This is a genomic window from Caulobacter sp. GW821-FHT12F03 (assembly GCF_058806855.1).
The window spans coordinates 420252-446454 of record NZ_JBXAQC010000003.1; the positions used below are offsets into that span (position 1 = coordinate 420252).

Genomic DNA, 26203 nt, shown 5'->3' on the forward strand with positions numbered 1-26203 from the left:
CCGCGCCAAACCGACGCGCCGGGGCTCGTCAGCCCTTCCAAAGCGACGATGTTTCCATATCTAATCGAGGCATGAGGCGGTCCGATCGTTGGACCGCCCTGGATGGACGACGAATGGCGGAGAAGAAGTCAGGCGCTGGATCGAACGGCACGGGATCGGCGGTCGTCACACAGACGAAGCCGAAAACGGCGAAGCCGTCGCTATATCGCGTGCTTATTCTCAATGACGATTACACTCCGATGGAGTTCGTCGTTTACGTGATTGAGCGCTTTTTCAACAAATCGCGCGAAGATGCGACCCGCATCATGCTTCACGTGCACCAGAACGGCGTCGGCGTCTGCGGCGTCTACACCTACGAAGTGGCCGAGACCAAGGTGGCCCAGGTGATCGACTCCGCCCGCCGGCATCAGCATCCGTTGCAGTGCACCATGGAAAAGGATTGAGGAGCCACAGCTTGCCCTCGTTTTCGCGCAATCTCGAAGAAACCCTGCATCGCGCCGTCGCTTACGCGAACCAGCGAAAGCACGAATACGCGACCCTGGAGCACCTGCTCCTGTCGCTCACCGACGACGAGGATGCGTCGGGGGTGATGGGCGCCTGCGACGTTGATCTCGCCGCGCTGAAGAAGACCCTGACCAACTATCTCGACACCGAACTGCGCAGCCTGATCGTCGAGGACGGCGATGACGCCAAGCCGACGGCCGGCTTCCAGCGCGTGATCCAGCGCGCGGTGATCCATGTGCAGTCCTCGGGCCGCGACGAGGTCACCGGCGCCAATGTGCTGGTCGCCGTCTTCTCCGAGCGCGAAAGCCACGCCGCCTACTTCCTGCAGGAGCAGGACATGACGCGGTACGACGCGGTCAACTTCATCGCCCACGGCATCGCCAAGAAGGCCGGCGCCTCGGAAGCCAAGCCGGCCAAGGGCGCGACCGTCGAGAACGACGAGGAAAAGGCCACGGTGAAGACCGGCGGCGAGGCCCTCGAGGCCTACTGCGTCGACCTCAACGAGAAGTCCCGCCAGGGCAAGGTCGATCCGCTGATCGGCCGCACCGCCGAAGTCGAGCGCTGCATCCAGATCCTCTGCCGCCGGACCAAGAACAATCCGCTGCTCGTCGGCGACCCCGGCGTCGGCAAGACGGCGATCGCCGAGGGCCTGGCGCTGAAGATCGTGCGCCACCAGGTGCCCGAAGTGCTGGAAGGCGCGACCATCTTCTCGCTCGACATGGGCGCGCTGCTGGCCGGGACCCGCTATCGGGGCGACTTCGAGGAGCGCATCAAGCAGGTCGTCAAGGAGCTGGAGAACCACCCCAACGCCATCCTGTTCATCGACGAGATCCACACGGTGATCGGCGCCGGCGCGACCAGCGGCGGGGCGATGGACGCCTCCAACCTGCTGAAGCCGGCCCTGGCGTCGGGCACCCTGCGCTGCATGGGCTCGACCACCTACAAGGAGTTCCGCCAGCACTTCGAGAAGGACCGCGCGCTGGTTCGCCGGTTCCAGAAGATCGACGTCAACGAGCCGACCGTCGAAGACACCCTGAAGATCCTCAAGGGCCTCAAGGTCTACTACGAGGAATTCCACAAGCTGAAGTACACCAACGACGCGCTGAAGACTGCGGTGGACCTGTCGGCCAAGTACATCACCGACCGCAAGCTGCCGGACAAGGCGATCGACGTGATCGACGAGGCCGGCGCCGGCCAGATGCTGCTGCCCGAAGGCAAGCGCAAGAAGACCATCGGCGTGAAGGAGATCGAGGCCGTCGTCGCCAAGATCGCCCGCATCCCGCCGAAGTCGGTCAGCAAGTCGGACACCGAGGCCCTCAAGGAACTCGAGAACGACCTGAAGCGCACGGTGTTCGGCCAGCCCGAGGCGATCGTCCAGCTGTCCAGCGCCATGAAGATGGCCCGCGCCGGCCTGCGCGACCCGAGCAAGCCGATCGGCTGTTACCTGTTCAGCGGCCCGACCGGCGTCGGCAAGACCGAGGCCGCCCGCCAGCTGGCGCACACCCTCGGCATCGAGCTGCTGCGGTTCGACATGTCGGAATACATGGAGCGCCACACCGTCAGCCGCCTGATCGGCGCCCCTCCGGGCTACGTCGGTTATGACCAGGGCGGCCAGCTGACCGACGCCGTCGACCAGCATCCGCACGCAGTGGTGCTGCTCGACGAGATCGAGAAGGCCCACGCCGACGTCTACAACATCCTGCTGCAGGTCATGGACCACGGTCAGCTGACCGACTCCAACGGCAAGAAGGTCGATTTCCGCAACGTGGTCCTGATCATGACCACCAACGCCGGCGCGGCGGACTCGCAGCGCCAGACCATCGGCTTCGGCCGCGGCAAGGCGGACGGCGAGTCCGAGGAGGCGATCAAGCGCATCTTCACGCCGGAGTTCCGCAACCGCCTCGATGCGGTGGTGGCCTTCAAGCCGCTGACCCAGGAGATCATCCGCCAGGTCGTGCAGAAGTTCGTGCTGCAGCTGGAAGCCCAGCTGGCCGACCGCAACGTGACCATCGAGACCAGCGACGAGGCCGCCGACTGGCTGGCCAAGAACGGCTTCGACGAGCTCTACGGCGCGCGCCCCCTCGCCCGCGTCATCCAGGAGCACATCAAGAAGCCGCTGGCCGACGACATCCTGTTCGGCAAGCTGGCCAAGGGCGGCCACGTCCGCGTCGTGCTCCGCGACGGCAAGATCGCCTTCGACTTCGAGGTCGACGACAAGCCGCGTGAGCCCGGTGCGCCGGAGATCGAGGAACCCGCGCTGGCCGAATAGGCCTGTCGCGACCCGGATCGGGTAAACCCCATCTAAGCGGCCGATCGCCGAAACCCCTGATACCGTAGGTATCAGGGGTCACGCATGAGTCTGTTCCGGGTCGCACAGACGCAGCGCCATCCTCTCCTGCCCGCCCTTCTGCTCGCGGCCTACGTCACGAGCACGGCGGTGGCCTACGTCCTGACCCGGGGCACCGGCGGCCTTGCCGTGCTGTGGATCAACAACGGGCTGCTCGCGGCGTCCCTGCTGTTGCTGCCGCGCGCCCCGGCGATCCAGCTGGCCATTCTCTGCACCATCGCCGACGGACTGGGCGCGGCCATCGGCGGAAGTCCGCCCGCCCAGGCGATGCTCATCGCCGGCTGCGACCTGACCGAGGCGCTCGGCGTCGCCCTGCTCGTCCGCAAGGTGGCCGGCGCCCGGCTGGACATGACCAGCCTTTCCCGTTTTCGCCGGGTGGCGCTGATCGCCGTGCTGCCCACGACGCTCGTCATCCCCACCGTGGGATCCCTTCTGTCGACCTGGATGTTCAACGCCGACCTGTCCGCGCTCTGGCCGGTCTGGGCCGTGGGTGACGTGCTCGGCATGATGATCGGCCTGCCCGGCGCCCTGGTGCTGATCCGGTTCAACCAGTTCAACCACGGCGCCCCGGCGGGCCCGATCGAGCGGCTCGCCATCCTCGGCGTCGCCGTGGCGACCGGCGTGGCGATCTTCCTGTTCGGCAGGGAGCCCCTGCTCTACCTGATCTTCCCCGTCGGCCTCCTGCTGGTGCTCCGGCTCACTCCGCCCTTCTCGCTGGCGGGAATCCTCGCCTTTTCCCTCGTCGCGGCCGGTGCGACGGTGTCCGGCCACGGCCCCATCGCCGCCTTCGCCGAGCGGATGTCGGACCGCATTCTCTGGCTGCAGCTCTATCTGGCCTCGCTGCAGTTCAGCGCCCTGGTGCTGATCAGCGTCCTCACCCAGCGCGACCGGGCCCAGAGCGCCCTCAAGCGCGCGCTCCGGACGGCCCGTGAAACCCGCTCGGCGGCGATCGAGGCGGCCGGCGCCAAGGGGCGCTTTCTGGCCGTGATGAGCCACGAGATGCGCACGCCGCTCAACGGCATCGCCGGCTACGCCCAGTTGCTCGCCACTCGCCAGGACCTGCCCTCGGACGCGCGCGATCAGGTCCGGACCATCGGCCACTCAAGCGAGGTCCTGCTGGCGCTGATCAGCGACGTGCTCGACTATTCCCGCGCGGAATCCGGCGGCCTGCTGCTGGTCGAGCAGCCGTTCCGGCTGGCCGAGGTGGTGGACCGCTCGATGGACATCGTGCGCCCGATGCTGGCCGGCCGGGCCATCGACCTGCAGATCGACGCCCCGGGGGTGCGCGACCAGGTCTATCGCGGCGACGAACGACGCCTGACCCAGGTTTTGATGAACCTGCTCGCCAACGCCGTGAAGTTCACCGAGCAGGGCAGCATCCGCCTGACGATCGACTGCCGCCCCGCCCGCGCCGGCGAGGCCGATGATCTGGTCATCTCGGTGACCGACACCGGGATCGGCATTCCGGCCGACAAGCTGGACCGGCTGTTCACCCCCTTCTCCCAGGTCGACGTGTCGGACCGCCGAAGCTTCGCCGGCGCCGGCCTCGGCCTTGCGATCTCCCAGACGCTGATCCAGCGCATGGGCGGGACCATCGGCGTCGAAAGCCGCGAGGGCGAGGGCTCGCGGTTCTGGTTCGCCTTGACCCTGCCCCGCTGCGCGCCGGCGGCGATCGTGGCCGCCGACGCCCCCGACGAGGTCGATGGCCGCGCCATCCGGGTGCTGGTGGTCGACGACCACGCCGTCAACCGGCAGGTGGCGACCCTGATGCTCGAGGCCGCCGGGTTCGAGGTCTCGACCGCCGAGAATGGCGCGCTGGCGCTGACGGCCCTCCAGGGGTCTCCGTTCGACCTCGTGTTCATGGACCTGCACATGCCGGTGATGGACGGGCTGACCGCCTGCCGGGCGATCCGCGCCCTCGACGGCCCGGCCGCGGGCGTGCCCGTGATCGCCATGACCGCCGCCGCCATGCCCGAGGACATCGAGCGCTGTCTCGCCGCCGGCATGAGCGGCCACATCGCCAAGCCCATCCGTCAGGACGAGCTGCTGCAGACCGCGCTCGGGGCGCTCTCGGCCCGGGACCTGACCGAAGCGGCCTGATCGCCCTTGCGCCGCACCACCACGAGCGCCGATGCTCGGGCCATGTCCACGACCCTTCTTCCCTGGCAGGCCTGGGCGCTGCTCGCCGCCGCCTTCGCCGCCCTGACGGCGATCTTCGGCAAGGTCGGGGTAGAGGCGATAAATTCCGATTTCGCCACCCTGATCCGCACGGCGGTCATCCTGGCCGTGACGGCGGCGATCGTCGCCTCGACCGGCGCCTGGCAGCCGCTGGCCTCGGTTTCGGGCAAGAGCTGGATTTTCCTGACGCTGTCGGGCCTCGCCACCGGGGCGTCCTGGCTCTGCTACTACCGCGCGCTCAAGCTCGGCCCGGCGGCGCAGGTGGCGCCGATCGACAAGCTCAGCGTCGTGCTGGTGGCGGTGTTCGCCACCCTGTTTCTCGGCGAGCGGCTGACGCCGAAGAACTGGCTGGGGGTGGTGCTGGTCGCGGCCGGCGCCCTGCTGGTGGCGACAAAGCGCTGATCGCGACTACGGGTTCGGGGCTTCCGTGGAGGCAGCCGGCGCATCGGCGGGCTGCGGGTCCGCGGACGGCGGGGCCTCAGCCGGGGCCGCCTCGACCGGCGGCGTCAGGGCCGCGCGGCGGGCCAGATAGCGGGCGACGATGGCCTTCACCTCGCCGGCGTCGGCCTTTGGCAGCGCCTCGCCCTTGCAGGCATAGGCGCCGGCGCGGCTGAACGGCGAGTCCGGCACGATGTCGCGCCAGCTGTACTGCACCGTTCCGCGCTGGATCGGAGCCATCTCGGCCGTGAAGGTGCTCGACGCGCCGACCTTGTAGCGCGCGCCGGCGCAGTCGAAGAGGATCGTCGAGCTGACCACCTGGGTGCTGCCCGGGCCGTTCACCGGGGCGGAAAAGCCAATGAAGAACACCGTCTCGCGGTGACCTTCGGAGTCGGTCTTGATGGCCGCCTCGATGAGGCTGATGGCCCGTTCGTCCTCGCCCATCACCCGGTAGTCGGCCGCCTGGGCGGTCAGCGGGGCCAGGGCCAGGGCGGCCGTCAGGGCCAGGAACGGTCGAACAGGCATCGGGCTACTCCTCGCGGCGCGTACAGATGGCCGGCGCAGGCCCTTGGCGTAGCAGGAACCCCCGCCGGTGTCCCCGGGTTCCCGCCTGTCCGGCGACCGGCCGCATGTCAGCCCTCCAGCCGCGCCGCGATCTCGGCGGCCAGCGCCCTGAGCTCGTCCGGGTCGGCCATGCCCTCGGCATGGCGTCCCAGCGGCACGCCGTCCCAGCGGGGAATGATGTGGAAGTGCAGGTGAAACACGGTCTGGCCCGCCGGGGCGCCGTTGAACTGCGTCACGACCAGACCATCGGGGTTGAGCGCCGCCTTCACGGCCCGCGCCGTCTTCTGCACCGCGCCGATCAGGCGGCCGATGGTCTTGGTCTCGGCGTCGAGCAGGTTGCGGGCCTTCGAGGTCTTCGAAATGACCAGCACATGGCCCTTCGCCTGGGGAAAGGCGTCCATGAAGGCCAGCACCTGGTCGTCTTCCCAGACCTTCACGCTGGGGATCTCGCCGCGCACGATCTTCGCGAAGATGTTGTCGTCGTCGTAGGCGCCGTCGAGGCTCATTGATGCGCTCCCTGCATGGGGCCATGTTCTAGCGATCGCAGCGGAGAGCGCAAACGATGGGCGCGAGCACCCCTCTTCCCGGCAAGGACCATCTGACGGAGCGGCAGCGAAAATGGTTCGCCTCGGTGCAGGCCAGCCTCGAGCGCGACACCGGCAAGAGCCTCGATGAGTGGGTGGCCATCGCCCGCACCTGTCCCGAAACCGCGCCAGGGAAGCGCGTCGCCTGGCTGCGCGAACACCACGGCCTCGGCGTCAACCGCATCGCCCATATCCTGTCGGAGGCCTTCCCGCCGGAGACCGGCTGGGACGACGCCGACGCCCTGCGCGCGTCGCTGTGGAAGGACCCGGCCTCGGCGGCGATCCTCGCGGCCGTCGAGGCGGCTGTGGCGGACTTCCCCGGCCTTGTCACCGGGCAGCGCAAGGGCTTCTCCGCCTGGTCGCGCAATTTCCAGTTCGCCGCTGTCCGGCCGCTCAGGGGTGGCAAGGCGCGGCTGGGGCTGTGCGTCCCGGTCGAGGCGGACCCGCGGTTCGTGGAGCCGAAGAACGAGGGCTGGTCGGAACGGCTGAAATCGGCCGTAACCCTGGAGACGCCGGCGGATGTGGACGGGGGGATCAGGGCGCTGCTGCGGCAGGCCTTCGAGCGGTCCTGACCGGTACGGGGACCGGCTTTCCTGTCCCTTGGGACTGGATAGCCTGTCCCGGATCACGCTGGCGGGGACAGGACAAGCAGTCCCAAGGGACAGCTTGGCCAGTCCCCTTACCCCTCCGCCTTGAACGGCGAATATTCCTCGGCCAGCCAGTCCATCTCCTCGCGGACGGCGGCGCGTTCCTGGTCAAGGTAGCGGCGCACGGGCTCGAGCAGGGCCGGATCGGCGATCCAGTGGGCGGAGTAGACCTCGGCCGGCAGGTAGCCGCGGGCGATCTTGTGCTGCCCCTGCGCCCCGGCCTCGACGCGCGGAAGGCCCAGGCGGATCGCGTGCTCGATTGCCTGGTAGTAGCAGAGCTCGAAATGCAGGAACGGGATGTCCTCGACGCAGCCCCAGTTGCGGCCGATCAGGCAGTCGCCGCCGATCAGGTTCAGGGCCCCGGCGACCCAGCGCCCGCCCCGCCTCGCCATGATCAGCAGCACCCGGTCGGCCATCCGCTCGCCCAGCAGCGAGAAGAACGCGCGGTTCAGGTAGGGCCGGCCCCACTTGCGGCCGCCGGTGTCCATGTAGAAGCCGTAGAAGGCGTCCCAGTGCTCCTCGGTCAGGTCCGCGCCGGTCAGGGCGACGATCTCGTCCACGGCGTCCTGCGCCAGGCGGCGCTCGCGCCTGACCGTCTTGCGCCGGCCCGACGACAGGTCCGCCAGGAAGGCGTCGAAGTCGGCGTAGCCGCGGTTGAACCAGTGATACTGCTGGTCCTGCCGCTGCAGCAGCCCGGCGTTGCCGAGGAAGTCCCAGTCGGTCCGGTTCGGAAAGGTGACGTGCAGGCTGGAGGCGCCGAGCTTCTCGCACAGGGTCAGGGCCCCGCCGAGCAGCATGCGCCGGCCCTCGTCCGGGTCGACGTCCGGCCGCACAAGCAGCCGCGGACCGGTCACCGGCGAGAACGGCGAGGCGCACTGGAGCTTGGGATAATACCGCCCGCCGGCCTTCTCGTAGGCGTCGGCCCACGACCAGTCGAACACGTATTCCCCCTGGCTGTGGGTCTTCAGATAGAGCGGCATGGCCGCCGCCACCCGCCCGGCCTCGTCGTCCACGGTCAGGTGGTAGGGCCCCCAGCCCGTGCGGTCGCCGACCGAGCCGGATTCCTCCAGCGCGTCGAGGAAGTCGAACGCCACGAACGGGTTGTCAGGCCCGGCGCAGGCGTCCCACGCCTCGCGGCCGACCTCGCGGATGCGGCGGTGGATGGCGACCGCCGGCGTCAGTGTCACGCGGCGAAGCCCTCGAAGATCAGGTTGTCGCAGTGGTCCCTGAGCCGGTCCCACTCCTCGGCCGAACGCACGGTCCAGGCGATGACCGGCATGCCCCTGGCCCGGAAAAGGTCGGCGCGCGGCGACGGCAGCATCTTCGCGTCCAGCGCCAGGAAGTCGGGCCGGGCCAGCTCGACGTGCTCGAGGTTGGCGAACGACTTGCGGATCTCCGGCGTCAGCTTGCTGGCCGCGCCGTCCTTCCAGTCGTAGCTGTCCAGGCCCCGGAGGATCTGCGGGTGGTGATCGGCGAACCAGGCGTGGCTGTAGGGGTTGAAGCCGATCACGCAGGTCGGGCCGTTGTGATCGAGCAGCACCTCACTGACGCGCTTCTCCAGCGGGCCCACCTCGCCGAAGGGAGTCTTCAGCTCGATGTGGACCATCGCCCGGTGCCCGACCTCGACCAGAACCTCGCTCAGCGTCGGCATGGCTTCGTCCGTGCCGGCCAGCCGCAGGGCCTGAAGATCGGCGAGCGTTCGGTCAGCCACCCTGCCCTCGGCGCCGGTCATCCGCGACAGGCTGAAGTCGTGGAACACCACGGCCTCGCCGTCGGCGGTGATCTGAACGTCCAGCTCGATGCCGTAGCCGGCGGCGCAGGCGGCCTGGAACGCGGCCAGGGAGTTCTCCGGCGCGCCCGTGGGCGACCACAGGCCGCGGTGGGCCACCGGCGGGTCGAACAGCAGTTCCCAGGCTTCGCCGAAGGCGCTGGGCTCGGGGCGGGCTTTCGCCTTCATCACGCGATCTCCACGATGGCGTCGACCTCGACGGAAAAGTTGCGCGGCAGGCGATAGACGCCAACCGCCGAGCGGGCATGGCGGCCGGCGTCGCCGAACGCTTCGACCATCACGTCGGAGCAGCCGTTGATCACGGCGGGGATGTCGAAGAAGTCCGGGCCGGCCTGGACGAAGCCGCCGAGCTTGACCACCCGCGTCACGCGGTCGAGGTCGCCGTCGCAGGCGGCGCGCATCTGGGCCAGCAGGTTGACGCCGCACAGGCGGGCGGCGCGGACGGCCGTGGCCATGTCGACGTCGACGCCGACCGTGCCGGTGATCCCGCCCGAGGCGTCGAGCGACACCTGGCCGGAGATGTGGACGAGGCTCCCCGCCCTGACGAACGGCACATAGTTGGCGATCGGGGCGACGGGATCGGGCAGGACGATGCCCGCGGCGGTGAGGCGGTGTGCGACTTGAGACATGGCCGGAAGCTAGCGCGCCCGGGCGGGCGGCGGAAGCGATGTCAGGACGTAAAAAGGCCCGGACCGTCGCCGGTCCGGGCCTTCACAGGAACTTGAACGCCAGGGGGTCTTACCGGGGGAGGATGCCCGCCCGGCGTTCAGGCTCTTACTTCGCGGCTTGCAGCTTCTCGACGGTCGCGGTGACGCGTTCGTTCAGCGGCTTGACCGAGTCCTTGACGGAGGCGGCGACCGTTTCGCCCCACTTGGCGAATTCGGACATGTAGCCTTCCAGCGAGGACTTCATCCAGGCGGTCTGGAGCTCGACGGCTTCCTGAACGCTCTTGGCGCCGGCCAGGGCCTTGGCGGCCGCGACCTGGTCTTCGATGCTCTTCTTGGAGAAGGCCATCGCCTGGGCACCCAGGACTTCCGCGCCCTTGGTGGCGGCGGTGACCGAAGCGACGACGGCTTCGAGGTTCTTCTTGGAATAGGCGTTGGCTTCGTTGAGCGACGCGAGGGACTTCTCGACGTTGTCCTTGAAGGCCTGGTTGCCCGCGGTGGTGAACTGCTCGACCGTGGACTTCAGAGTTTCGGCGCCGGTGGCCATCGGAATGTCTCCTGTGTGGTCGGGGAGGACCTGAATGGGGTTTCTGCGGCGAACGAGTCGCTGCTGACGCTCCTGTGTCTCATGTTGCAGTGCAGCGGTCAACGAATTTTTGTGCACTGCAACATGAACTGTTTGCGACGCACCATGGCCAGGTTTCCCCTGCGGCGGATTCGCTCAACAGGTGTTTACTTTGGCGAAAGGCGAAACAATGCATGCTACTTGAATGCCGCAGTGTCGCCTCGGGGCCGCCCTGTAAAATGTGACCTTTTTCGACGGACGCCGCATGTTCGAGCTCGCCCGCCGCCTGACTTTCGCACTTGCACTGGTCGCCACACTGGCGACGGGCCTGGGTGCGCCCACCGTTGCGGCGGCGCAGGTGCCTTACCTCACGCTGCCGGCGACGGAACCGAAGTACGCAGCCATCGTCGTCGACGCGAATACCGGCGAAGTGCTCTACGCCAAGCGCGCCGACAGCCCCCGCTATCCGGCCTCGATCACCAAGGTCATGACCCTCTATCTGGCCTTCGAGGCCATCTCCGAGGGCCGCCTCAAGCCGACCGACATGATCACCGTCTCGACACGCGCCGCCTCGCAGCCGCCGAGCAAGCTGGGCCTCGCGGCCGGCGAACAGATCAGCGTCGATGACGCCATGCGGGCGATCGCCGTGAAGTCGGCCAACGACATGGCCGTGGCCCTCGCCGAACACCTCGGCGGCACCGAACAGCGGTTCGCCGCCCTGATGACCCTGCGCGGCCAGGAGCTGGGGATGTCGAACACGCGCTACGTCAACGCGTCCGGCCTGCCCGACAGCCGGCAGATCTCCACCGCCCGCGACATCGCCATCCTGTCGCGCGCCGTGATGCGCGACTATCCGCAGTACTACAGCTACTTCAGCCTGCGCTCGTTCACCTTCCGCGGCGTGACGGTGGCCAACCACAACCACCTGCTCAGCCAGATGTGGGGCGTGGACGGCCTGAAGACCGGCTACACCAACGCCTCGGGCTTCAACCTCGCGGCCTCGGCGGTGCGCGACGGCCGGCGGCTGATCGCGGTGGTCCTCGGCGGCCGCTCGACGGCGACCCGCGACGACCACGTGGAAGACCTGCTGCTGACCGGCTTCACCGTGCTCAAACGCCGGTCGCTGGGTGAGAACATCACCGTCGCCCAGTCGATGTTCGAGCCGGCGCCTGACGGCGCGATCGACCGCCCCTCGACCGAACAGGGCGACGGTGAGCAGGAAGGCCTGCGCGTGGTGCTGACTGACGGCCCGCCGTCGACGACGCCCTATACCGTTCAGCCGCGCATGGACGTCGTGCCGCCGGCCCGTCGCGCGGCGGCGGCGCCGCCCAAAAAGGTCGCGCCGAAGAAGGCCCGCGGCCAGTGGGCCATCCAGGCCGGCGCCTTCAAGTCCAAGTCCCAGGCCCGCGAGCAACTCGCCCTGATCCAGCGGCGCTTCGCCTCGGCCGTCGACGACGGCGAGGCCGCCATCGGCAATGCGGTCGGCGGCTATTTCCGGGTGCGTTTCGAAGGCATGACCGCCGAGGCCGCCCGCTCCGCCTGCAAGGCGCTCAAGGCCAAGAAGCAGACCTGCATGGTCGTGGCGCCCTGATACCCGCTCATCCCGACGCAAGTCGGGACACGGCTGGACCCCGACTTCCGTCGGGGTGATCGCTACGCGATCACTTCTTCAGCAGCCTGTCCCGCGCCGCGTTGATGCGCGCCGCAAGGCCGCTCGTGCCGCCGGCGTCGGGATGCACGGCGCGGATCAGCCGGGCGTAGGCGGCCTGGATCTCCTCCCGCGAGGCGTTGGCGGCGACGCCGAGGATTTCGCGCGCCTCGGCCAGGTCCGTGGCGTCGAGCTTCGGCGTCGGCAGGTCGCCGCGTCGGGCCGTCACCGCCATGACCAGTCCGCCGGCGGCCAGGGCCAGGCCGATGGGCCACTCCCCCCGCAGGGCGACGAAGCCGCCGCCGACGATGGCCAGCACCGACAGCGTGCCCGAGGCGATCTTCCATTCCGGTTTGGCGAGCGCCGGCCGCGCGCGCCGACCGGCCCAGACCAGCAGGGCGAAGGCGGCGAGGCCGAGCAGAAGATAGGGCATGCGGTCGTGCTCCCCGCCCTATTCGGCGGCGAGCAACTCTTCGCCCGAGAACTGCGAAAGTCCAACCGAATGCACCAGGGCGCGCAGCTCCTGGCGGGCCGAAACATGCACCAGCGACACCGGCACCGGCCGCACCTTGGCCGACAGATCGGCGACGGTCAGGCCGAACGGGAACAGCTCGCGATAGATGACCCGGTCGCGCAGGCCGGCGCCGATGCGGAAGCCGACCCGTTTGGCCAAGGCCGTCAGCCGTTCGTCGACGCGCTTGCGGTTGCGGGCCTCGACGCTGGCCAGACGGTTGCGCAGCACGATCCAGTCGAGCGCCTGGCGCTGGCCGGTCAGGGCGCGGGCCTTGCGGGCCTCCCAGACGGTCTCGGAATAGATGCTCGGCTTGAGCAGATCGAGGGTCACCGGGTCGACATGGCCCAACACATCGAAGTCGACGAAGCTGTCGTTCATCGGCGTGACGATCAGGTCCGCGCGGGCGTGGGCCATCCGCGACAGCAGGGAATCCCCGCCCGGCGTGTCGATGATCACGAAGTCGGCGTCCTGGTGCGCGCGGGCGAAGGCTTCCTCGAACCGTGTCAGCTGCTCGGCCTCGCCGGCCCTGGCCAGGGCGATGCCGTCGTCGGCCGCGTGACGGACCAGCGGCTCGGGCAGCACCTCGCCCTGCGAGGCCAGCCAGGCCCGGCGGTTGGTGAAGAAGCGGGCCATCGACGACTGGCGCAGGTCCAGGTCCATGACCGCCACGCTGGCCCCGCCGTGCAACAGCGCGGTGGTCAGGTGGACGGCGATGGTCGACTTGCCCGCCCCGCCCTTTTCATTGCCCACCACGATGACATGCGGCTGCGTCGCCATAGGTCGCCCCAGTTCACGTTTCCCTCACCGATGCGGCGGGGTTTTCACCCGACGAGACACCCGCAGGGTGAGTCGGGGCAATCGCGGCGCCGAAGTTGTCCACAGCTGTAAGGTCGCGGCTGGACCCCCGCCCCCCTGCGCGATATGCCGCCGGGCATGAGTGAAACGCCCCTTCCCGTCGTTCGCACCGTGGCCGAGCTGCGCGCCGTCGTCGCCGGCTGGAAGGCCGCCGGTGAGCGGGTGGCGATGATTCCGACCATGGGGGCGCTGCACAGCGGCCACCTGTCGCTGATCGCCCTGGGCCGCGAACAGGCCGACCGGACCGTCGCCTCGATCTTCGTCAACCCGGCCCAGTTCGCCCCGCACGAGGACTTCGACGCCTATCCGCGCGGCGAGGCCGAGGACGCGGCGAAGCTGGCCGGGGCCGGCTGCGACCTGCTGTTCGCACCCACGGCGCGTGAGATGTACCCCGACGGCTTCGCCACAACGGTCAATGTGGCGACGGGCGTGTCCGAGCCGCTGGAGGGCATATCGCGGCCACACTTCTTCGGCGGGGTGGCGACGGTGGTGGCCAAGCTGCTGATCCAGTGCGGGCCCGACGTCGCGATCTTCGGCGAGAAGGACTACCAGCAGCTGCTGGTGATCCGGCGCATGGCGAAGGACCTGGACCTGCCGGTGGAGATCCTCGGCGGGCCGACGGCGCGGGAGGCGGACGGCCTGGCCCTGTCCTCGCGCAACGCCTACCTCAGCCCCGAGGAACGCAGGGCCGCCGGCGCCCTGCCCGCCGCCATGCGCTACGCCCTGGCCGCCCTGCGCGACGGCGAGCCGGCGGCCGACGTCGAGGGCGCGGTGTCGGCCAGCCTGACCGGCGCCGGCTTCCGCCAGATCGACTATGTCGAGGTCCGCGACGGCGCGACGCTGGAGCGGCTGGGCCCCGGTCCGGTCAAGGCCGGCGCGCGGATGTTCGTCGCGGCCTGGATGGGCCGGACGCGGCTGATCGATAACTGGGGGGTGTAAATCGTGCGTCCTTCGAGACGCTCGCTTGAGGCTCGCTCCTCCGGATGACTTTGAGGGGTGGACTTCACCTCTTTTCGTCATGGTGAGGAGCGAGGCGTCAGCCGAGCGTCTCGAACCACGCACTCACCACGCCCCCAGCTCCCTCAGCTGCTTCGCCAGCTCCGGAGAAATCGCCTCGCCCTCGCCCGTCGGCAGGTCCGGCGGGGCGTCGGCGGCGGTCAGGTAGCGCCAGCCCTGGAAGGCGCGGCGCGGCTGGGGCGCGGTCTCGATCAGCTCGGGCTTGAGGTAGATGCGGCAGGGTTGATGGCCGCTGTCCTCGGTGACGATCTCCTCGATCGCCTGGCGCACCAGCACCTGGCCCTTGATCACCCAGTAGAGCGACCCGCCCTCGAGCAGTTCCGCCGCCCGCTTGGGCGTCTGGCGCGTCGGGCAGACCGACCGAAACCCCTGCGCCGCCCGCTGCGCCCGCCAGGCGCGCAGGTCCTCGACGCTCTCGACGCCGACGCAAAGTTTGATCAGGTGGAGGGGCATGGAGAGAGGGCCTAGGGATTAGGGGCCAGGGATTAGTCGAGCAGAGATGCGGCGTCGACCGTGACGCGAATTTTCTAGCCCCTAGTCCCTAGCCCCTCACTTGCTTCCAGCCGCACCAGCACCACCCCCTCGCTCACCTGCCCGCCGGCGACGGCGGTCAGCTCGGCGACCACGCCGTCGAACGGCGCGGCCAGCGCGTGCTCCATCTTCATCGCTTCGAGCACCAGCAGGGTCTGGCCCTTGGTCACGGTGTCGCCGGCCTTGACCGAGACCGAGACGACCTTGCCGGGCATCGGCGAGAGGATGGCGCCGTCGGAGGCCGCTTCGGCGCGGTCGTGGGCGGCCGAGGCGAAGCTGAACTCGCGCACGTCGCCCGCCTCGAAGACATAGACCGGGTCGTCGCCCCAGGTCGTCGGCAGGGTGTAGAGATCCTCGCCCGGAACCTGGCCGTCGACGGCGATATCCCAGGCCCAGTCCGGCCCGGTCCCTGATACGGCGACGCGCAGGGGCACGGCGCGGCCGTCGACGCTCATCGGCAGGTCCATGGCGGCGCGCGGCGCGTTCATGCGGAAGCCGAGCAGGCCCGACGGGGCGCTGTCCCAGACGCCGCCCTTGTCGTCGGCGTACATAAAGGCCTCAAGCCGCTCGCTGACCGCCGCGAGCGTCGCCGCGTCGCTGAAGGTCCGCGCCGTCAGGTCCTCCAGCCGCCGCTCGATGAAGCCCGTGTCCACGTCACCGGCGACGAAGTCCGGATGGCCGGCGCAGCGGGCCAGGAAGGCGGCGTTGGTCCTGACCGGCCAGACCTCGACGCTCGCGCAGGCCTCGGCCAGCGTCTCGGCGGCGGCCTCGCGGTTGTCGGCGTGGACGATCAGCTTGGCGATCATCGGGTCGTAGAAGGGGCTGACCTCGCCGCCCTCCTCCACCGCGCTGTCGACCCGGATGTCGTCGGGCAGGCGGAAATGGGTCAGCGGCCCCGTGCTCGGCAGGAAGCCCGTGGCGGGGTTCTCGGCGTAGAGGCGGGCTTCCATGGCCCAGCCGCTGATCATGATCTGGTCCTGGGTCAGCGGCAGCGGCTCGCCGGACGCGACGCGCAGCTGCCATTCGACCAGGTCCTGGCCGGTGATCATCTCCGTGACCGGGTGCTCGACCTGCAGCCGGGTGTTCATTTCCATGAACCAGATGCGGTCGGCGCGCAGGCCCTCGCTGGCGTCGGCGATGAACTCGATGGTGCCGGCGCCTTCGTAGTTCACGGCCTTCGCCGCCTTGACAGCGGCGTCGCAGACGGCGGCGCGGGTGGCCGCGTCCATGCCGGGGGCCGGGGCTTCCTCGATGACCTTCTGGTGGCGGCGCTGCAGCGAGCAGTCGCGCTCGAACAGGTGGACGACGTTGCCGTGGCGATCGCCGAACACCTGCACCTCGATATGGCGCGGGCGGGTGACGTACTTCTCGATCAGCACCCGGTCGTCGCCGAAGCTGGCGGCCGCCTCGCGACGGCAGCTGGCCAGGGCGGCCTGGAAGTCGGCGGCCGCGTCGACCTTGCGCATCCCCTTGCCGCCGCCGCCGGCCACGGCCTTGATCAGCACCGGATAGCCGATGGCCGCGGCTTCCTTTTCAAGCCTGGTCTCGCTCTGGTCGTCGCCGAGATAGCCGGGCGTGGTCGGCACGCCGGCGGCGATCATCAGGCTCTTGGCCGCGTCCTTCAGGCCCATGGCGTTGATCGCGGCCGGCGGCGGGCCGACCCAGATCAGGCCCGCGTCAAGCACGGCCTGGGCGAAGGCGGCGTTCTCCGACAGGAAGCCGTAGCCGGGGTGGATCGCCTCCGCGCCCGTCTGCTTCGCGGCGGCGAGGATCCTGTCGGCCACCAGATAGCTCTCGCGGGCCGGGGCCGGCCCGATCAGCACCGCCTCATCGGCTTCCAGCACGTGCGGCGCGCGGGCGTCGGCCTCGGAATAGACGGCGATCGTGCGCACGCCGAGCGACCGGGCGGTGCGGATGATGCGGCGGGCGATCTCGCCGCGATTGGCGATGAGCAGGGAGCTGAGCATCAGTGCGCGGCGACCTCGTTGAAGCCCAGGATCATCAGCAGGATCATGATCAGGGCGGCGCCGGCCATCGAGCCGACGAACAGCAGAAACATGCGGACCAGCGTGCCCGGGACGCCTGTCCCGTAGACGCCGCGCATGTGCACGAACAGGTGGACCGGCGCGGCCAGCATCAGCAGGTCGCCGAGCTGGCCGGGCGCCAGGTTGATCAGGAAGGACAGCGACAGCAGCAGCCCCTGGAACGACAGGGAATGCATCGAGAAGATCAGGTGGTCGAACAGATAGAACCGCTTCTGGAACACGAACAGCAGCCCCAGCAGCAGGGCGGCCAGCGGCAGCGACAGCACCGCCAGCCGGTGGCCCCAGGCATGGAGGCTGTGGGAGAAGGATTCCGGATTGCGCATCGCCGCGTTGGCGCCGCGCTCGAACCAGGACTCGAAGGCGCTGGTCGCGGGAGCCGCCGCCTTGCCCAGGTCGATATCGATGTCCGCCGGCCTGGCGGCGCCGTGGACCGCCGCCGGCCGGGCGCCGCCGTCCTGCGGGTCGACGATGACCAGGCCGGGCTTGCTCGCCCCGCCGAGGCCGCCGGTGAAGAACACCAGCAGCACCACCACGAGGAACAGCCGGAAGGGCGGGATCTGCGGCGCGCGGCGGCCGTCGAGGAAGTCGCGCGTCAGCTTGTGGGGCTTGAGGATCAGGTCCGGGACCGTGCGCCAGAAGCGACCGTCGAAATGCGTCAGGCCTTCGAACGCCTCGGCGGCCAGATGGCCGATCGAGCGGTGGAATTCCTCGCCCTTCTGGCCGCACTGGTGGCACCAGGGCCCCTCCAGCGGCGTCTCGCAGTTGGGACAGGGCGTGCCCACCGGCAGGGCGTGCTTCGGCTTGCGGGAAAAGAACCCGCCGACCGACTCCGCCGCCGCCGCTTCAAGCTCGTGAGACACGCCCCCTCCCCGTGCGCCTAGAGCGCCCAGCCGGGCTTGCGCTTCTCGAGGAAGGCGGCGACGCCCTCGAGGCCTTCGTCGCTCAGACGCTGGTCGGCGATCAGGCGGGCGGTCAGCTCCAGCAGTTCGTCGTCCATCGGCACGCCGGCGACGTCCTCGACCAGCGCCTTGGACAGGGCCACGGCGCCGGGGGCGCAGGCCATGATCTCGGTCGACAGCCGCTCCATGGCGTCGTCGAGGTCGGCGGCCGTGTCGACCAGTTCATCGACCAGGCCGATCTTCTCGGCGAAGGCCGCGTCGAACATGCGGCCGGTGGCGAACAGGCTCTTGGCGCGGCGCGGGCCGATGGCGGCGACCACGTGCGGGCTGATGGTCGCGGCGACCAGGCCCAGCTTGACCTCCGAGAAGGCGAACTTCGCGTCCCTGGCGGCCACGGCGTAGTCGCAGGCCGCGACCAGACCGGCGCCGCCGCCGAAGGCCGGCCCCTCGACCAGGGCCACGGTCAGCTGCGGCAGCTCGCGCAGGGCCAGCAGCATCTCGGCCAGCGCCATGGCGTCCTGGCGGTTCTCGTCCTTGGTGAAGCCCGTGGCGGACTTCATCCACTCCAGATCGGCGCCGGCGCTGAACGCCCCGCCGGCCCCGCGCAGGAAGACGATCCGCACGCCATCGGCGTCGCGCAGGGTCTCGAAGTGCTGCGCCAGGGCCGCGACGACCTCGGCGTTGAAGGCGTTCTTGCGGTCCGGGCGGTTGATGGTGACGACGGCCACGCCCGACGGACTGGCGTCCAGCTCGACCAGCGAGCTCAGGACGTCGGTGTCGGGGACCTCGACGAGGGGATCGGCGATGGGATTGGTCATCTGGGCTCCTTGGATAAGGTAGCTATACTCCGACCCACAGTGTGATTGTTAGCGGGATCGGCATGCAAATTCAGGCCAGCGACGGATGGGAAGATCTCATCCCCGGCGGCGACTTCGAAGCGATCCCTGACCCGTTCCGGTTCCGGGAGTCGCTTCGCTTCGCCTATCTCATCGACGGCTACCAGATCGCCGGCAGCTTCGAGGCCCTGTCCGATCTGGCGACCGCGACGGGCAAGGCCGCCGGCGCGGCCGGCATGTGGTTCGGCGACGCCGCGACCCTGTGGCTGACCCTGTTCTTCGAGCATCGGCGCTACCGTCACTTCGGAACGCCGCCGACCGGGGATACCGAGCTTTGGCTCGACGAGCTGTGCCAGACGCTGCGCAACCAGCTGCTGGCCATTCCGCCGGAAGACCGGGGCGTCTTCCTGTCCCAGCTCATGCCCGCGCCCGCTACATCCTGAACACGCCGAACGTCGTGTCCGGGATCGGCGCGTTCAGCGAGGCGGAGATGGCCAGACCCAGCACGTCGCGGGTCTGGGCCGGGTCGATGATGCCGTCGTCCCACAGGCGCGAGGTGGCGTGGTACGGGTTGCCCTCGTCCTCGTACTTCTGGCGGACCGGGGCCTTGAAGGCTTCTTCCTCTTCCTTCGTCCACCTGTCGGCGTCGCGGTGGACCGTCGCGAGGACCGAGGCGGCCTGCTCGCCGCCCATCACGCTGATGCGGCTGTTGGGCCAGGTGAACAGGAAGCGGGGCGAATAGGCCCGGCCGCACATGCCGTAGTTGCCGGCCCCGAAGCTGCCGCCGATCAGGACGGTGAACTTGGGCACGTTGGCGCTGGCGACAGCGGTGACCATCTTGGCCCCGTCCTTGGCGATGCCGCCGGCCTCGTACTTCCCGCCGACCATGAAGCCGGAGATGTTCTGCAGGAAGACCAGCGGGATCTTGCGCTTGCAGGCCAGCTCGATGAAGTGGGCCGCCTTCAGCGCCGCCTCGCTGAACAGCACGCCGTTGTTGGCCAGGATGGCCACCGGGTAGCCCCAGATGCGCGCGAAGCCGGTCACCAGGGTCGTGCCGTAGAGCGGCTTGAACTCGTCGAACTCGCTGCCGTCGACGATGCGGGCGATGACCTCGTGCACGTCGTAGGGGGCGCGGACGTCGGCCGGCACCACGCCGTAGAGCTCGGCCGGGTCGAACTTCGGCGGCTTCGGCTCGCGCACGTCCATGTCGACGCGTTTGACCGTGTTCAGGTTGCCGACGATCGAGCGGACGATCTCCAGCGCGTGCTCGTCGTTGGCGGCGACGTGGTCGACCACGCCGCTGCGGCGGCCGTGGACGTCGGCGCCGCCGAGGTCGGTCGCCGAGATGACCTCGCCCGTGGCGGCCTTCACCAGCGGCGGGCCGGCGAGGAAGATGGTGCCCTGACTCTCCTCGCCCGCGCCGCGGACGATGACCGTCTCGTCGCTCATGGCCGGGACATAGGCCCCGCCGGCGGTGCAGCTGCCCATGACGCAGGCGATCTGGGCGATGCCCTCGGCGCTCATCCGGGCCTGGTTGTAGAAGATCCGGCCGAAGTGGTCGCGGTCGGGGAAGACCTCGTCCTGGTGCGGCAGGTTGGCCCCGCCGCTGTCGACCAGATAGACGCAGGGCAGCCGGTTCTGCAGCGCGATCTCCTGCGCCCGCAGGTGCTTTTTGACCGTCATCGGGTAGTAGGTGCCGCCCTTCACCGTGGCGTCGTTGGCGACGATCATCACCTCGCGGCCCGACACCCGGCCGATGCCGGTGATGATGCCGGCCGCGGGGATCTCGCCGTCGTACAGATCGAAGGCGGCCAGCTGGCCGATCTCGAGGAACGGCGAGCCGGGATCGAGCAGCCGCTCGACGCGCTCGCGCGGCAGCAGCTTGCCGCGACTGGAATGGCGCTGGCGCGAGGCCTCGTTGCCGCCGAGCGCGGCCTTCGCCGCCCGCTCGCGCAGCTGGGCCGCCAGGGCGGCGTTGACCGCGACATTGGCGCGGAAGGTGTCGGCGTTGGGATCGAGATCCGAGGTCAACCTGGGCATGGCGGAGGCATAGCCGGAAGCTGTCGCCACGTCACCATCGACGGGGGGTGATCGAGGGCGACGCCCCCCTGTACCGTCATCCTCGCGACGAGCGCGAGAATGACGGTGTTTAAGGAACGCCACGACTCACATCCCTTGTTACTCTCCGGTTCGTGGGCAGCCTCGTCGACCTTTTGCATGAGACAGCGCTGGAACGGCTCTTCGATGAGGCGCGCCAGACGGGGGACGCCCGCTGGTTCTCGCTGCCGGGCGGCGAGATGCTCTACGGACCGGGCGAAGCGGCGCGGGAGCTGTACTTCGTCCGGGCCGGGCGGTTGGGGGCTTTCCGCCGCGAGGAAGGCCAGGAGCGGCACTTCCTCGGCGTGATCCGCCCGGGCGAACCGGCCGGAGAGATGGCCCTGATCGCCGGCACGCCGCACTCGGCCCAGGTCGTGGCGCTGCGCGACTCCGAGATTCTGGCGCTGTCCCGCGAGGACTTTTTCGACGCCGCCGACCGCGATCCGGCGGTGATGACCGAACTGGCGCGGCTGATGATCCTGCGCACGCGCCAGGCCGCGACCCAGGCCTCGATCGGCGAGCCGACCGTGTTCGGGTTCGTGGCCGCCGACGCCGGCCGCAAGATCCGTCCGCTGGTCGACCGGATCGCGCTGGAAATCGCCCGCATGGGCCAGTCGGTGACCGTCGCCGGCGCAGAGTCGACCCACGCCCCGACCGAATGGTTTTCCAACGTCGAGGCCGACCACGACTATGTCCTGTACGCGGCCGAGCACGCCGAGACGGCCTGGAAGTCGATCGTCGGCCGCCAGGTCGACCGGCTGTTCCGCGTCGGGCGCGGAGACCGGCCGCCGCCGGCCAATGTCTCGGGCTACGCCTCCGAGACGCTGCAGCAGCAGCAGCTGGTCGACCTGATCCTGGTGCAGAAGGCCGACGCGGGGCGCCCGTCAGGCTCGGAGGCCTGGCTGGATGTGACCGGCGCGGCGCGGCTGTTCCATGTGCGGGACGGCAATGCGGCCGACGCGGCGCGCATGGCCCGGGTGCTGACGGGCCGGTCGGTCGGGCTGGTGCTGTCGGGCGGCGGCGCGCGGGCCTACGCCCATATCGGCGCGATCCAGGCCCTGCGCGAGCGCGGGGTGCCGATCGACTTCGTCGGCGGCGCGTCGATGGGGGCCATCGTCGCGGCCGGCGTGGCCATGGGCTGGGACGAGGCCGAGATGGACGTCCGCATCAAGGACGCCTTCGTCACCTCCAGCCCGCTGGACGACATCGCCTTCCCGCTGATCGCCATGACCCACGGCGACAAGGTGCGCGAGCGCCTGCGGGTGCATTTCGACGACACCGAGATCGCCGACCTGTGGCTGCCGTTCTTCTGCGTCTCGTCGAACCTGACCACCGGAGCCTATCACCTGCACCGGCGCGGCACGCTGCGGCACGCGTTGCGGGCGTCGATCTCGCTGCCCGGAATCATGCCGCCCGCCATCGACAACAACAACGTGCTGGTCGACGGGGCGGTGATGAAGAACTTCCCGTCCGACGTCATGCGGTCGCTGCAGCTGGGACCGATCGTCGGGGTCGACGTCACGCGCGGCCGCAGCATCACCGCCGACGACGTCGCCCGCCCCTCCTCCGTCTGGCGCTGGATCCTGTCGGGCGACTGGCGCAAGGGCCCGCCGATCGTGGCGCTGCTGATGCGCGCGGCGACGGTGTCCACCGGCCGCGACCTGCTGGCCGCCCGCGAGGCGACGGACCTGCTGATCATGCCCAACGCCGATGGCATCGATATCCGCGACTGGAAGGCCTACGAGCCCGGCGTCGACGCCGGGTATCGCGCGGCCATCGCCGCCCTCGACAAGCTGGATCGCCCCGTCACCGAGATGCGCAAGGCGCGGCCGAAGGGGTGAGCGGCGCTTGCTCCCCGCTTGCCGGGGAGCTGTCACGCGGAGCGTGACGGAGGGGGCAGAGCCGGTAGATCTGATCGGCGGCGAGCACCGGCATTCGGGATCGTCCTGCCTAACCCGCGCAGCCCCCTCCTCCGCCTTCGGCGGTCCCCCTCCCCGGCTTCGCGAGGGAGGATTCGGGACAACTACCGCACCGCGACCATGAACAGGCGGGGGAACGGGAACAGCGTGACGCCGTCGGCGCGTGGCGGGAAGGCCCCGGCGATGCGGGCGCGGAAGGCGCCCAGGAAGGCGTCCAGCAGGGATTCATCCCCGGCCAGTACGTCGAGATAGGGCCGCAGGGCGGTGCCGCGCATCCAGTCGACCACCGGGTCCTCGCCCTCCAGCGCATGCAGGTAGGTGGTGATCCAGAGGTCGACCTCGCCGCAGAGGGCCGACAACCAGTCGTAATAGGCGTCCAGCGGCGGGGTCGGGTTGATGCGGCGGGCGTCGCGGGTCAGGGCGGCCCAGGGGCCCTCCTCCGCCGTCTCGCGCAGGATGCGGTGATGGTCGGTCTCGAAGGCCATCGGCATCTGGCAGGCGAACACCCCGCCCGGCGCCAGCTGACTGACAAGGCGCGGAAACAGGGCCTGGTGGTCGGGCAGCCACTGCAGGGCGGCGTTGGTGAAGATCAGGTCCGGCGCCGCGGCCGGGGCGAACGCCTCGATGCCTGACAGCACCCAGTCGACGTCGGCCTGGCGGTTCTTCGCCTGGCGCAGCATGTCGGGGCTGGAGTCGAGGCCGTGCACACGGGCCATGGGATGGCGCAGGGCCAGCAGGGCCGCGTGCTCGCCGGTTCCACAGCCGAGATCCCAGATCTCGCGGTAGCGCCGGTCGGGAATCTGCACCATCAGATCCAGCGCCGGACGGTCGCGATACGCCTTGTAGCGCTCGTAGAGGTCGGGATCCCAGCTCGGCATGTCCATGCCCTACACCGGTTGCACGTGGTGGTCATCGCCCGTTCATTCGGGTTAGGTCAGAAAGTCGCCACGCATCGCCTTGAGACTGGACCCATGAAGACGACCCGACTTTTCGCCGTGATCGGCCTCCTCGGCCTCGCCGCCGCGCCCGCCATGGCGCGCGAGGGCGCCGGCGCCAGCGCCATCCAGCCCGGCTGGTGGGAAAGCACCAACACGCTCAATCTGATCATCAGCAACACCGAGGTCGAACGCCGCTGCATCACGCCGGCCGACGTCGACAAGGTGCTGTCTGGCCGGATCAACCACCACTACACCTGCACCTATCCGGAAAAGCGGGTCGCCGACGGCAAGATGTATTTCAAGGGCACCTGCGTCGACAAACGCGGGCGGACCGTCAACGTCACCGCGCGCGGCACCTATTCGCAAACGGCCTTCACCCTGAGCGCCAATCTGTCGGGCAAGGTCGCCGGAGTGCCGCTGTCGGCCACCGCCACGACCAACGCCAGGCGACTGGGCGACACCTGCCTGGGCAAGCCGCAGAAGATCAAGAGCTAGTCAATTTGTCGCGTACCGCGTGCGGAGGGTTGGCGGCGGCCGATTCTGCCCCACATAGTGGAGGTCCTGTTTCAACAGCTGAAAGGAGGTGATCCGGTGTCTCATCGTATGAACCCGCGGTCGCAGTGCGTGACCCTGAAATCCGTCTCGACGGAGGTCAGCGCCTGATCAGCGCCTAAGCGTTTCGCCGTAACCGCGGCATGACGATGGAAAGGCCGCCGGGGCGCCCCGGCGGCCTTTCGCATGTTCGGGAGCTACGGAGACATGCACTTCAGTGTGTGTCCCCGTCGGCCCTAGCCCTTCACGTGCTCAGGCTTGCCCTTGCGTTTGGTGTGGGCGAAGTCCTCGAGCTCCTTTTCGCTCATCGACATCATCGACTTGCTGGCGCCCTTGAGCTTCGATTTCGGGGTGTCGCCGCGCTTGGCGGACAGGGCGGCGCCGGCGGCCTTCTGCTGGGCGGCGGACTTGGCGGGCATGGTCTCACTCCTTCACAGGCCCCCGACGAAGGGCACAACGAAGCAGCGCCGGCCGCGTTCCTAAAAGCCGACGCAGGCCGGCCGTTCGATCAGCAGGACCGATTCCTGGCGAAAGCGCGCCTGGTAGGCGGAGCGGATCGCCTCGACCTTGTCGTGCTCGCCCGGCGCGCCGGCGAGCACCAGCAGCAACACCTTGGAAGCCTCGCGGGTGATCCCCTCGCCCGCACCGCGCCACTGGCCGGCGGCGTCCAGCACGGTCAGGCCGTCGGGAAAGCGCGGCGTGACCTCCTGATCGACGAAGGCCCTCCAGTCGGCGTCGCTGACGCCGGGCGCGTCGCCGATGTTGCGGCCGAAGACCAGTTCGGCCGTGGTCGCGGGCCTGAGGCCGCCCCGGCAGGTCGGGGGCGCGTCCACATCGACGCTGACGCAGCCCGTCAGCGCCACGGCGGCGATCAGGCCCGCGAGCGCCCTCACCCCCCGACCAGCTCCCGCCCGATCAGGAAGCGGCGGATCTCGTTGGTCCCCGCGCCGATGTCGTAGAGCTTGGCGTCGCGGACGTAGCGCTCGACCGGCCATTCGCGGGTGTAGCCCGCGCCGCCGAGGGCCTGGACGGCCTCGTTGGCGACCTTCACGGCGTTCTCGCTGGCCATCAGAATCGCGCCGGCGGCGTCGAAGCGGGTGGTCTTGCCGGCGTCGCAGGCGCGCGCCACGGCGTAGACGTAGGCGCGGGCCGAGTTAAGCGCGACATACATGTCGGCCACCTTGCCCTGCATCAGCTGGAAGCTGCCGATGGCCTTGCCGAACTGCTTGCGGTCGCGGACGTAGGGAAGGACCACGTCGAGGCAGGCCTGCATGATGCCAAGCGGCCCGGCGGCCAGGACGGCGCGCTCGTAGTCGAGGCCGCTCATCAGCACCCCGACGCCGCCGTTGAACGGGCCCATGATGTTCTCTTCGGGGACCTCGCAGTCCTCGAACACCAGCTCGGCCGTGTCGGACCCGCGCATGCCCATCTTGTCGAGCTTCTTGCTGACACTGAAGCCCTTCATGCCCTTCTCGATCAGGAAGGCGGTGATGCCGCGGCTGCCCTCCTCCGGCGCCGACTTGGCGTAGACCACCAGGGTGTCGGCGTGCGGCGCGTTGGTGATCCAGAACTTCGTGCCGTTGAGCACGAAGCGGTCGCCCCTGCGGTCGGCGCGCAGCTTCATCGAGACCACGTCCGAGCCCGAGCCGGCCTCGCTCATGGCCAGGGCGCCGACATGCTCGCCGCTGATCAGTTTCGGCAGGTAGCGCCGCTTCTGCTCGGGCGTGGCCCAGCGGCGGATCTGGTTGACGCAGAGGTTGGAGTGGGCGCCGTAGCTGAGGCCGACCGAGGCGCTGGCGCGGGAGATCTCCTCCATCGCCACGACATGTTCGAGGTAGCCGAGGCCGAGGCCGCCGAACTCTTCCTCGACGGTGATGCCGTGCAGGCCGAGTTCGCCCATCTGCGGCCAGAGCTCACGGGGAAAGGCGTTGTCACGGTCGACGGCGGCGGCGATCGGCGCGATGCGGTCAGCGGCGAAGCGCGCGGTGGTTTCGCGGATGGCGTCGGCGGTTTCGCCGAGGCCGAAATCCATGGCGGGTCCGGTTTGGGTCATGGCCGGGAAATAGCACGA

Annotated in this window: 27 protein-coding genes; 10 read left to right on the forward strand and 17 right to left on the reverse strand. The window is 69.4% G+C overall.

The window, feature by feature from the left end; genetic code table 11:
* Positions 1 to 113 precede the first annotated feature (113 nt).
* The 4 genes from clpS to AC1RN0_RS10705 all read left to right on the forward strand — a co-directional run bounded on the left by clpS (position 114) and on the right by AC1RN0_RS10705 (position 5431).
* Positions 114 to 443 (forward strand): ATP-dependent Clp protease adapter ClpS, encoded by a 330-nt coding sequence (clpS, locus tag AC1RN0_RS10690; RefSeq protein ID WP_488901082.1) that lies wholly within the window; start codon positions 114 to 116, stop codon positions 441 to 443.
* A gap of 11 nt (positions 444 to 454) precedes the next feature.
* Positions 455 to 2773, forward strand: a complete 2319-nt coding sequence (clpA, locus tag AC1RN0_RS10695) for an ATP-dependent Clp protease ATP-binding subunit ClpA (protein ID WP_492787419.1) — start codon at positions 455 to 457, stop codon at positions 2771 to 2773.
* 84 nt (positions 2774 to 2857) lie between these two features.
* The gene (locus tag AC1RN0_RS10700) at positions 2858 to 4951 is read left to right on the forward strand and encodes a hybrid sensor histidine kinase/response regulator (protein ID WP_492787420.1); all 2094 of its coding nucleotides are present in this window, start codon (positions 2858 to 2860) and stop codon (positions 4949 to 4951) included.
* Between the two features lie 42 nt (positions 4952 to 4993).
* Positions 4994 to 5431, forward strand: coding sequence for an EamA family transporter (locus AC1RN0_RS10705; protein ID WP_492787421.1), 438 nt, complete (start codon positions 4994 to 4996; stop codon positions 5429 to 5431).
* Positions 5432 to 5437: 6 nt separating this feature from the next.
* Here AC1RN0_RS10705 and AC1RN0_RS10710 read toward each other — a convergent pair whose 3' ends face one another.
* The gene (locus AC1RN0_RS10710; protein ID WP_492787422.1) at positions 5438 to 5992 is read right to left on the reverse strand and encodes a hypothetical protein; all 555 of its coding nucleotides are present in this window, start codon (positions 5990 to 5992) and stop codon (positions 5438 to 5440) included.
* A 107-nt stretch (positions 5993 to 6099) separates the two neighbouring features.
* Positions 6100 to 6537: an HIT family protein gene (locus tag AC1RN0_RS10715; RefSeq protein WP_492787423.1), complete on the reverse strand. Its 438-nt coding sequence runs from the start codon at positions 6535 to 6537 to the stop codon at positions 6100 to 6102.
* A 56-nt stretch (positions 6538 to 6593) separates the two neighbouring features.
* On the opposite strand from AC1RN0_RS10715, the gene AC1RN0_RS10720 reads away from it, so the two are divergent.
* Positions 6594 to 7187: a DUF4287 domain-containing protein gene (locus AC1RN0_RS10720; RefSeq protein WP_492787424.1), complete on the forward strand. Its 594-nt coding sequence runs from the start codon at positions 6594 to 6596 to the stop codon at positions 7185 to 7187.
* 107 nt (positions 7188 to 7294) lie between these two features.
* On the opposite strand, the gene AC1RN0_RS10725 is transcribed toward AC1RN0_RS10720, so the two are convergent.
* From AC1RN0_RS10725 to AC1RN0_RS10740, 4 genes are all read right to left on the reverse strand, one after another.
* A complete protein-coding gene (locus AC1RN0_RS10725) occupies positions 7295 to 8449 on the reverse strand; it encodes a GNAT family N-acetyltransferase (RefSeq protein WP_492787425.1) in 1155 nt (384 codons plus the stop codon).
* Positions 8446 to 9219, reverse strand: a complete 774-nt coding sequence (locus AC1RN0_RS10730) for a glycerophosphodiester phosphodiesterase family protein (RefSeq protein WP_492787426.1) — start codon at positions 9217 to 9219, stop codon at positions 8446 to 8448. The genes AC1RN0_RS10725 and AC1RN0_RS10730 overlap by 4 nt, the downstream gene beginning before the upstream one ends.
* Positions 9219 to 9680 (reverse strand): RidA family protein, encoded by a 462-nt coding sequence (locus tag AC1RN0_RS10735; RefSeq protein WP_492787427.1) that lies wholly within the window; start codon positions 9678 to 9680, stop codon positions 9219 to 9221. Before AC1RN0_RS10735 ends, AC1RN0_RS10730 begins: the two co-directional genes overlap by 1 nt.
* Before the next feature lie 145 nt (positions 9681 to 9825).
* Positions 9826 to 10263, reverse strand: coding sequence for a phasin family protein (locus AC1RN0_RS10740; protein WP_492787428.1), 438 nt, complete (start codon positions 10261 to 10263; stop codon positions 9826 to 9828).
* A 283-nt stretch (positions 10264 to 10546) separates the two neighbouring features.
* Between AC1RN0_RS10740 and AC1RN0_RS10745 the strand changes: the two genes are divergently transcribed.
* Positions 10547 to 11872 (forward strand): D-alanyl-D-alanine carboxypeptidase, encoded by a 1326-nt coding sequence (locus AC1RN0_RS10745; protein ID WP_492787429.1) that lies wholly within the window; start codon positions 10547 to 10549, stop codon positions 11870 to 11872.
* 70 nt (positions 11873 to 11942) lie between these two features.
* On the opposite strand, the gene AC1RN0_RS10750 is transcribed toward AC1RN0_RS10745, so the two are convergent.
* Positions 11943 to 12362, reverse strand: a complete 420-nt coding sequence (locus AC1RN0_RS10750) for a J domain-containing protein (RefSeq protein ID WP_492787430.1) — start codon at positions 12360 to 12362, stop codon at positions 11943 to 11945.
* Positions 12363 to 12380: 18 nt separating this feature from the next.
* Positions 12381 to 13220: a division plane-positioning ATPase MipZ gene (gene mipZ / locus AC1RN0_RS10755; RefSeq protein WP_492787431.1), complete on the reverse strand. Its 840-nt coding sequence runs from the start codon at positions 13218 to 13220 to the stop codon at positions 12381 to 12383.
* A 156-nt stretch (positions 13221 to 13376) separates the two neighbouring features.
* On the opposite strand from mipZ, the gene panC reads away from it, so the two are divergent.
* Positions 13377 to 14237, forward strand: coding sequence for a pantoate--beta-alanine ligase (gene panC, locus AC1RN0_RS10760; RefSeq protein WP_492787432.1), 861 nt, complete (start codon positions 13377 to 13379; stop codon positions 14235 to 14237).
* Between the two features lie 123 nt (positions 14238 to 14360).
* Here the strand turns inward: panC and AC1RN0_RS10765 are convergent, their stop codons facing one another.
* From AC1RN0_RS10765 to AC1RN0_RS10780, 4 genes are all read right to left on the reverse strand, one after another.
* Entirely contained in the window at positions 14361 to 14768 is a 408-nt protein-coding gene (locus AC1RN0_RS10765) for a DUF1489 family protein (protein WP_492787433.1), read from the reverse strand.
* Between the two features lie 74 nt (positions 14769 to 14842).
* Positions 14843 to 16813: an acetyl/propionyl/methylcrotonyl-CoA carboxylase subunit alpha gene (locus AC1RN0_RS10770; protein ID WP_492787434.1), complete on the reverse strand. Its 1971-nt coding sequence runs from the start codon at positions 16811 to 16813 to the stop codon at positions 14843 to 14845.
* Positions 16813 to 17751 (reverse strand): DUF3667 domain-containing protein, encoded by a 939-nt coding sequence (locus tag AC1RN0_RS10775; protein ID WP_492787435.1) that lies wholly within the window; start codon positions 17749 to 17751, stop codon positions 16813 to 16815. Before AC1RN0_RS10775 ends, AC1RN0_RS10770 begins: the two co-directional genes overlap by 1 nt.
* 17 nt (positions 17752 to 17768) lie before the next feature.
* Positions 17769 to 18608, reverse strand: coding sequence for an enoyl-CoA hydratase-related protein (locus AC1RN0_RS10780; RefSeq protein ID WP_492787436.1), 840 nt, complete (start codon positions 18606 to 18608; stop codon positions 17769 to 17771).
* A gap of 62 nt (positions 18609 to 18670) precedes the next feature.
* On the opposite strand from AC1RN0_RS10780, the gene AC1RN0_RS10785 reads away from it, so the two are divergent.
* Positions 18671 to 19069 (forward strand): hypothetical protein, encoded by a 399-nt coding sequence (locus tag AC1RN0_RS10785; RefSeq protein ID WP_492787437.1) that lies wholly within the window; start codon positions 18671 to 18673, stop codon positions 19067 to 19069.
* Here AC1RN0_RS10785 and AC1RN0_RS10790 read toward each other — a convergent pair.
* Positions 19059 to 20666, reverse strand: a complete 1608-nt coding sequence (locus tag AC1RN0_RS10790; protein WP_492787438.1) for a carboxyl transferase domain-containing protein — start codon at positions 20664 to 20666, stop codon at positions 19059 to 19061. The genes AC1RN0_RS10785 and AC1RN0_RS10790 overlap by 11 nt on opposite strands.
* A 152-nt stretch (positions 20667 to 20818) precedes the next feature.
* Here AC1RN0_RS10790 and AC1RN0_RS10795 point away from each other — a divergent pair, with 152 nt between their 5' ends.
* Positions 20819 to 22564: a patatin-like phospholipase family protein gene (locus AC1RN0_RS10795; protein WP_492787439.1), complete on the forward strand. Its 1746-nt coding sequence runs from the start codon at positions 20819 to 20821 to the stop codon at positions 22562 to 22564.
* Positions 22565 to 22746: 182 nt separating this feature from the next.
* Here the strand turns inward: AC1RN0_RS10795 and AC1RN0_RS10800 are convergent, their stop codons facing one another.
* Positions 22747 to 23526 (reverse strand): methyltransferase domain-containing protein, encoded by a 780-nt coding sequence (locus AC1RN0_RS10800; protein WP_492787440.1) that lies wholly within the window; start codon positions 23524 to 23526, stop codon positions 22747 to 22749.
* An 87-nt stretch (positions 23527 to 23613) separates the two neighbouring features.
* Here AC1RN0_RS10800 and AC1RN0_RS10805 point away from each other — a divergent pair, with 87 nt between their 5' ends.
* Positions 23614 to 24075 (forward strand): DUF3617 domain-containing protein, encoded by a 462-nt coding sequence (locus tag AC1RN0_RS10805; RefSeq protein WP_492787441.1) that lies wholly within the window; start codon positions 23614 to 23616, stop codon positions 24073 to 24075.
* Positions 24076 to 24368: 293 nt separating this feature from the next.
* On the opposite strand, the gene AC1RN0_RS10810 is transcribed toward AC1RN0_RS10805, so the two are convergent.
* The 3 genes from AC1RN0_RS10810 to AC1RN0_RS10820 are packed head-to-tail and all read right to left on the reverse strand — an operon-like array spanning position 24369 to position 26185.
* Positions 24369 to 24551 carry a DUF3008 family protein gene (locus tag AC1RN0_RS10810; RefSeq protein WP_492787442.1) on the reverse strand — a complete coding sequence of 61 codons (183 nt, stop codon included), beginning with the start codon at positions 24549 to 24551 and terminating at the stop codon, positions 24369 to 24371.
* 60 nt (positions 24552 to 24611) lie between these two features.
* Positions 24612 to 25025, reverse strand: coding sequence for a DUF3574 domain-containing protein (locus AC1RN0_RS10815; protein WP_492787443.1), 414 nt, complete (start codon positions 25023 to 25025; stop codon positions 24612 to 24614).
* Complete coding sequence (locus tag AC1RN0_RS10820; RefSeq protein WP_492787444.1) at positions 25022 to 26185, reverse strand: isovaleryl-CoA dehydrogenase; 1164 nt, start codon at positions 26183 to 26185, stop codon at positions 25022 to 25024. Before AC1RN0_RS10820 ends, AC1RN0_RS10815 begins: the two co-directional genes overlap by 4 nt.
* Between the last annotated feature and the right edge of the window lie 18 nt (positions 26186 to 26203).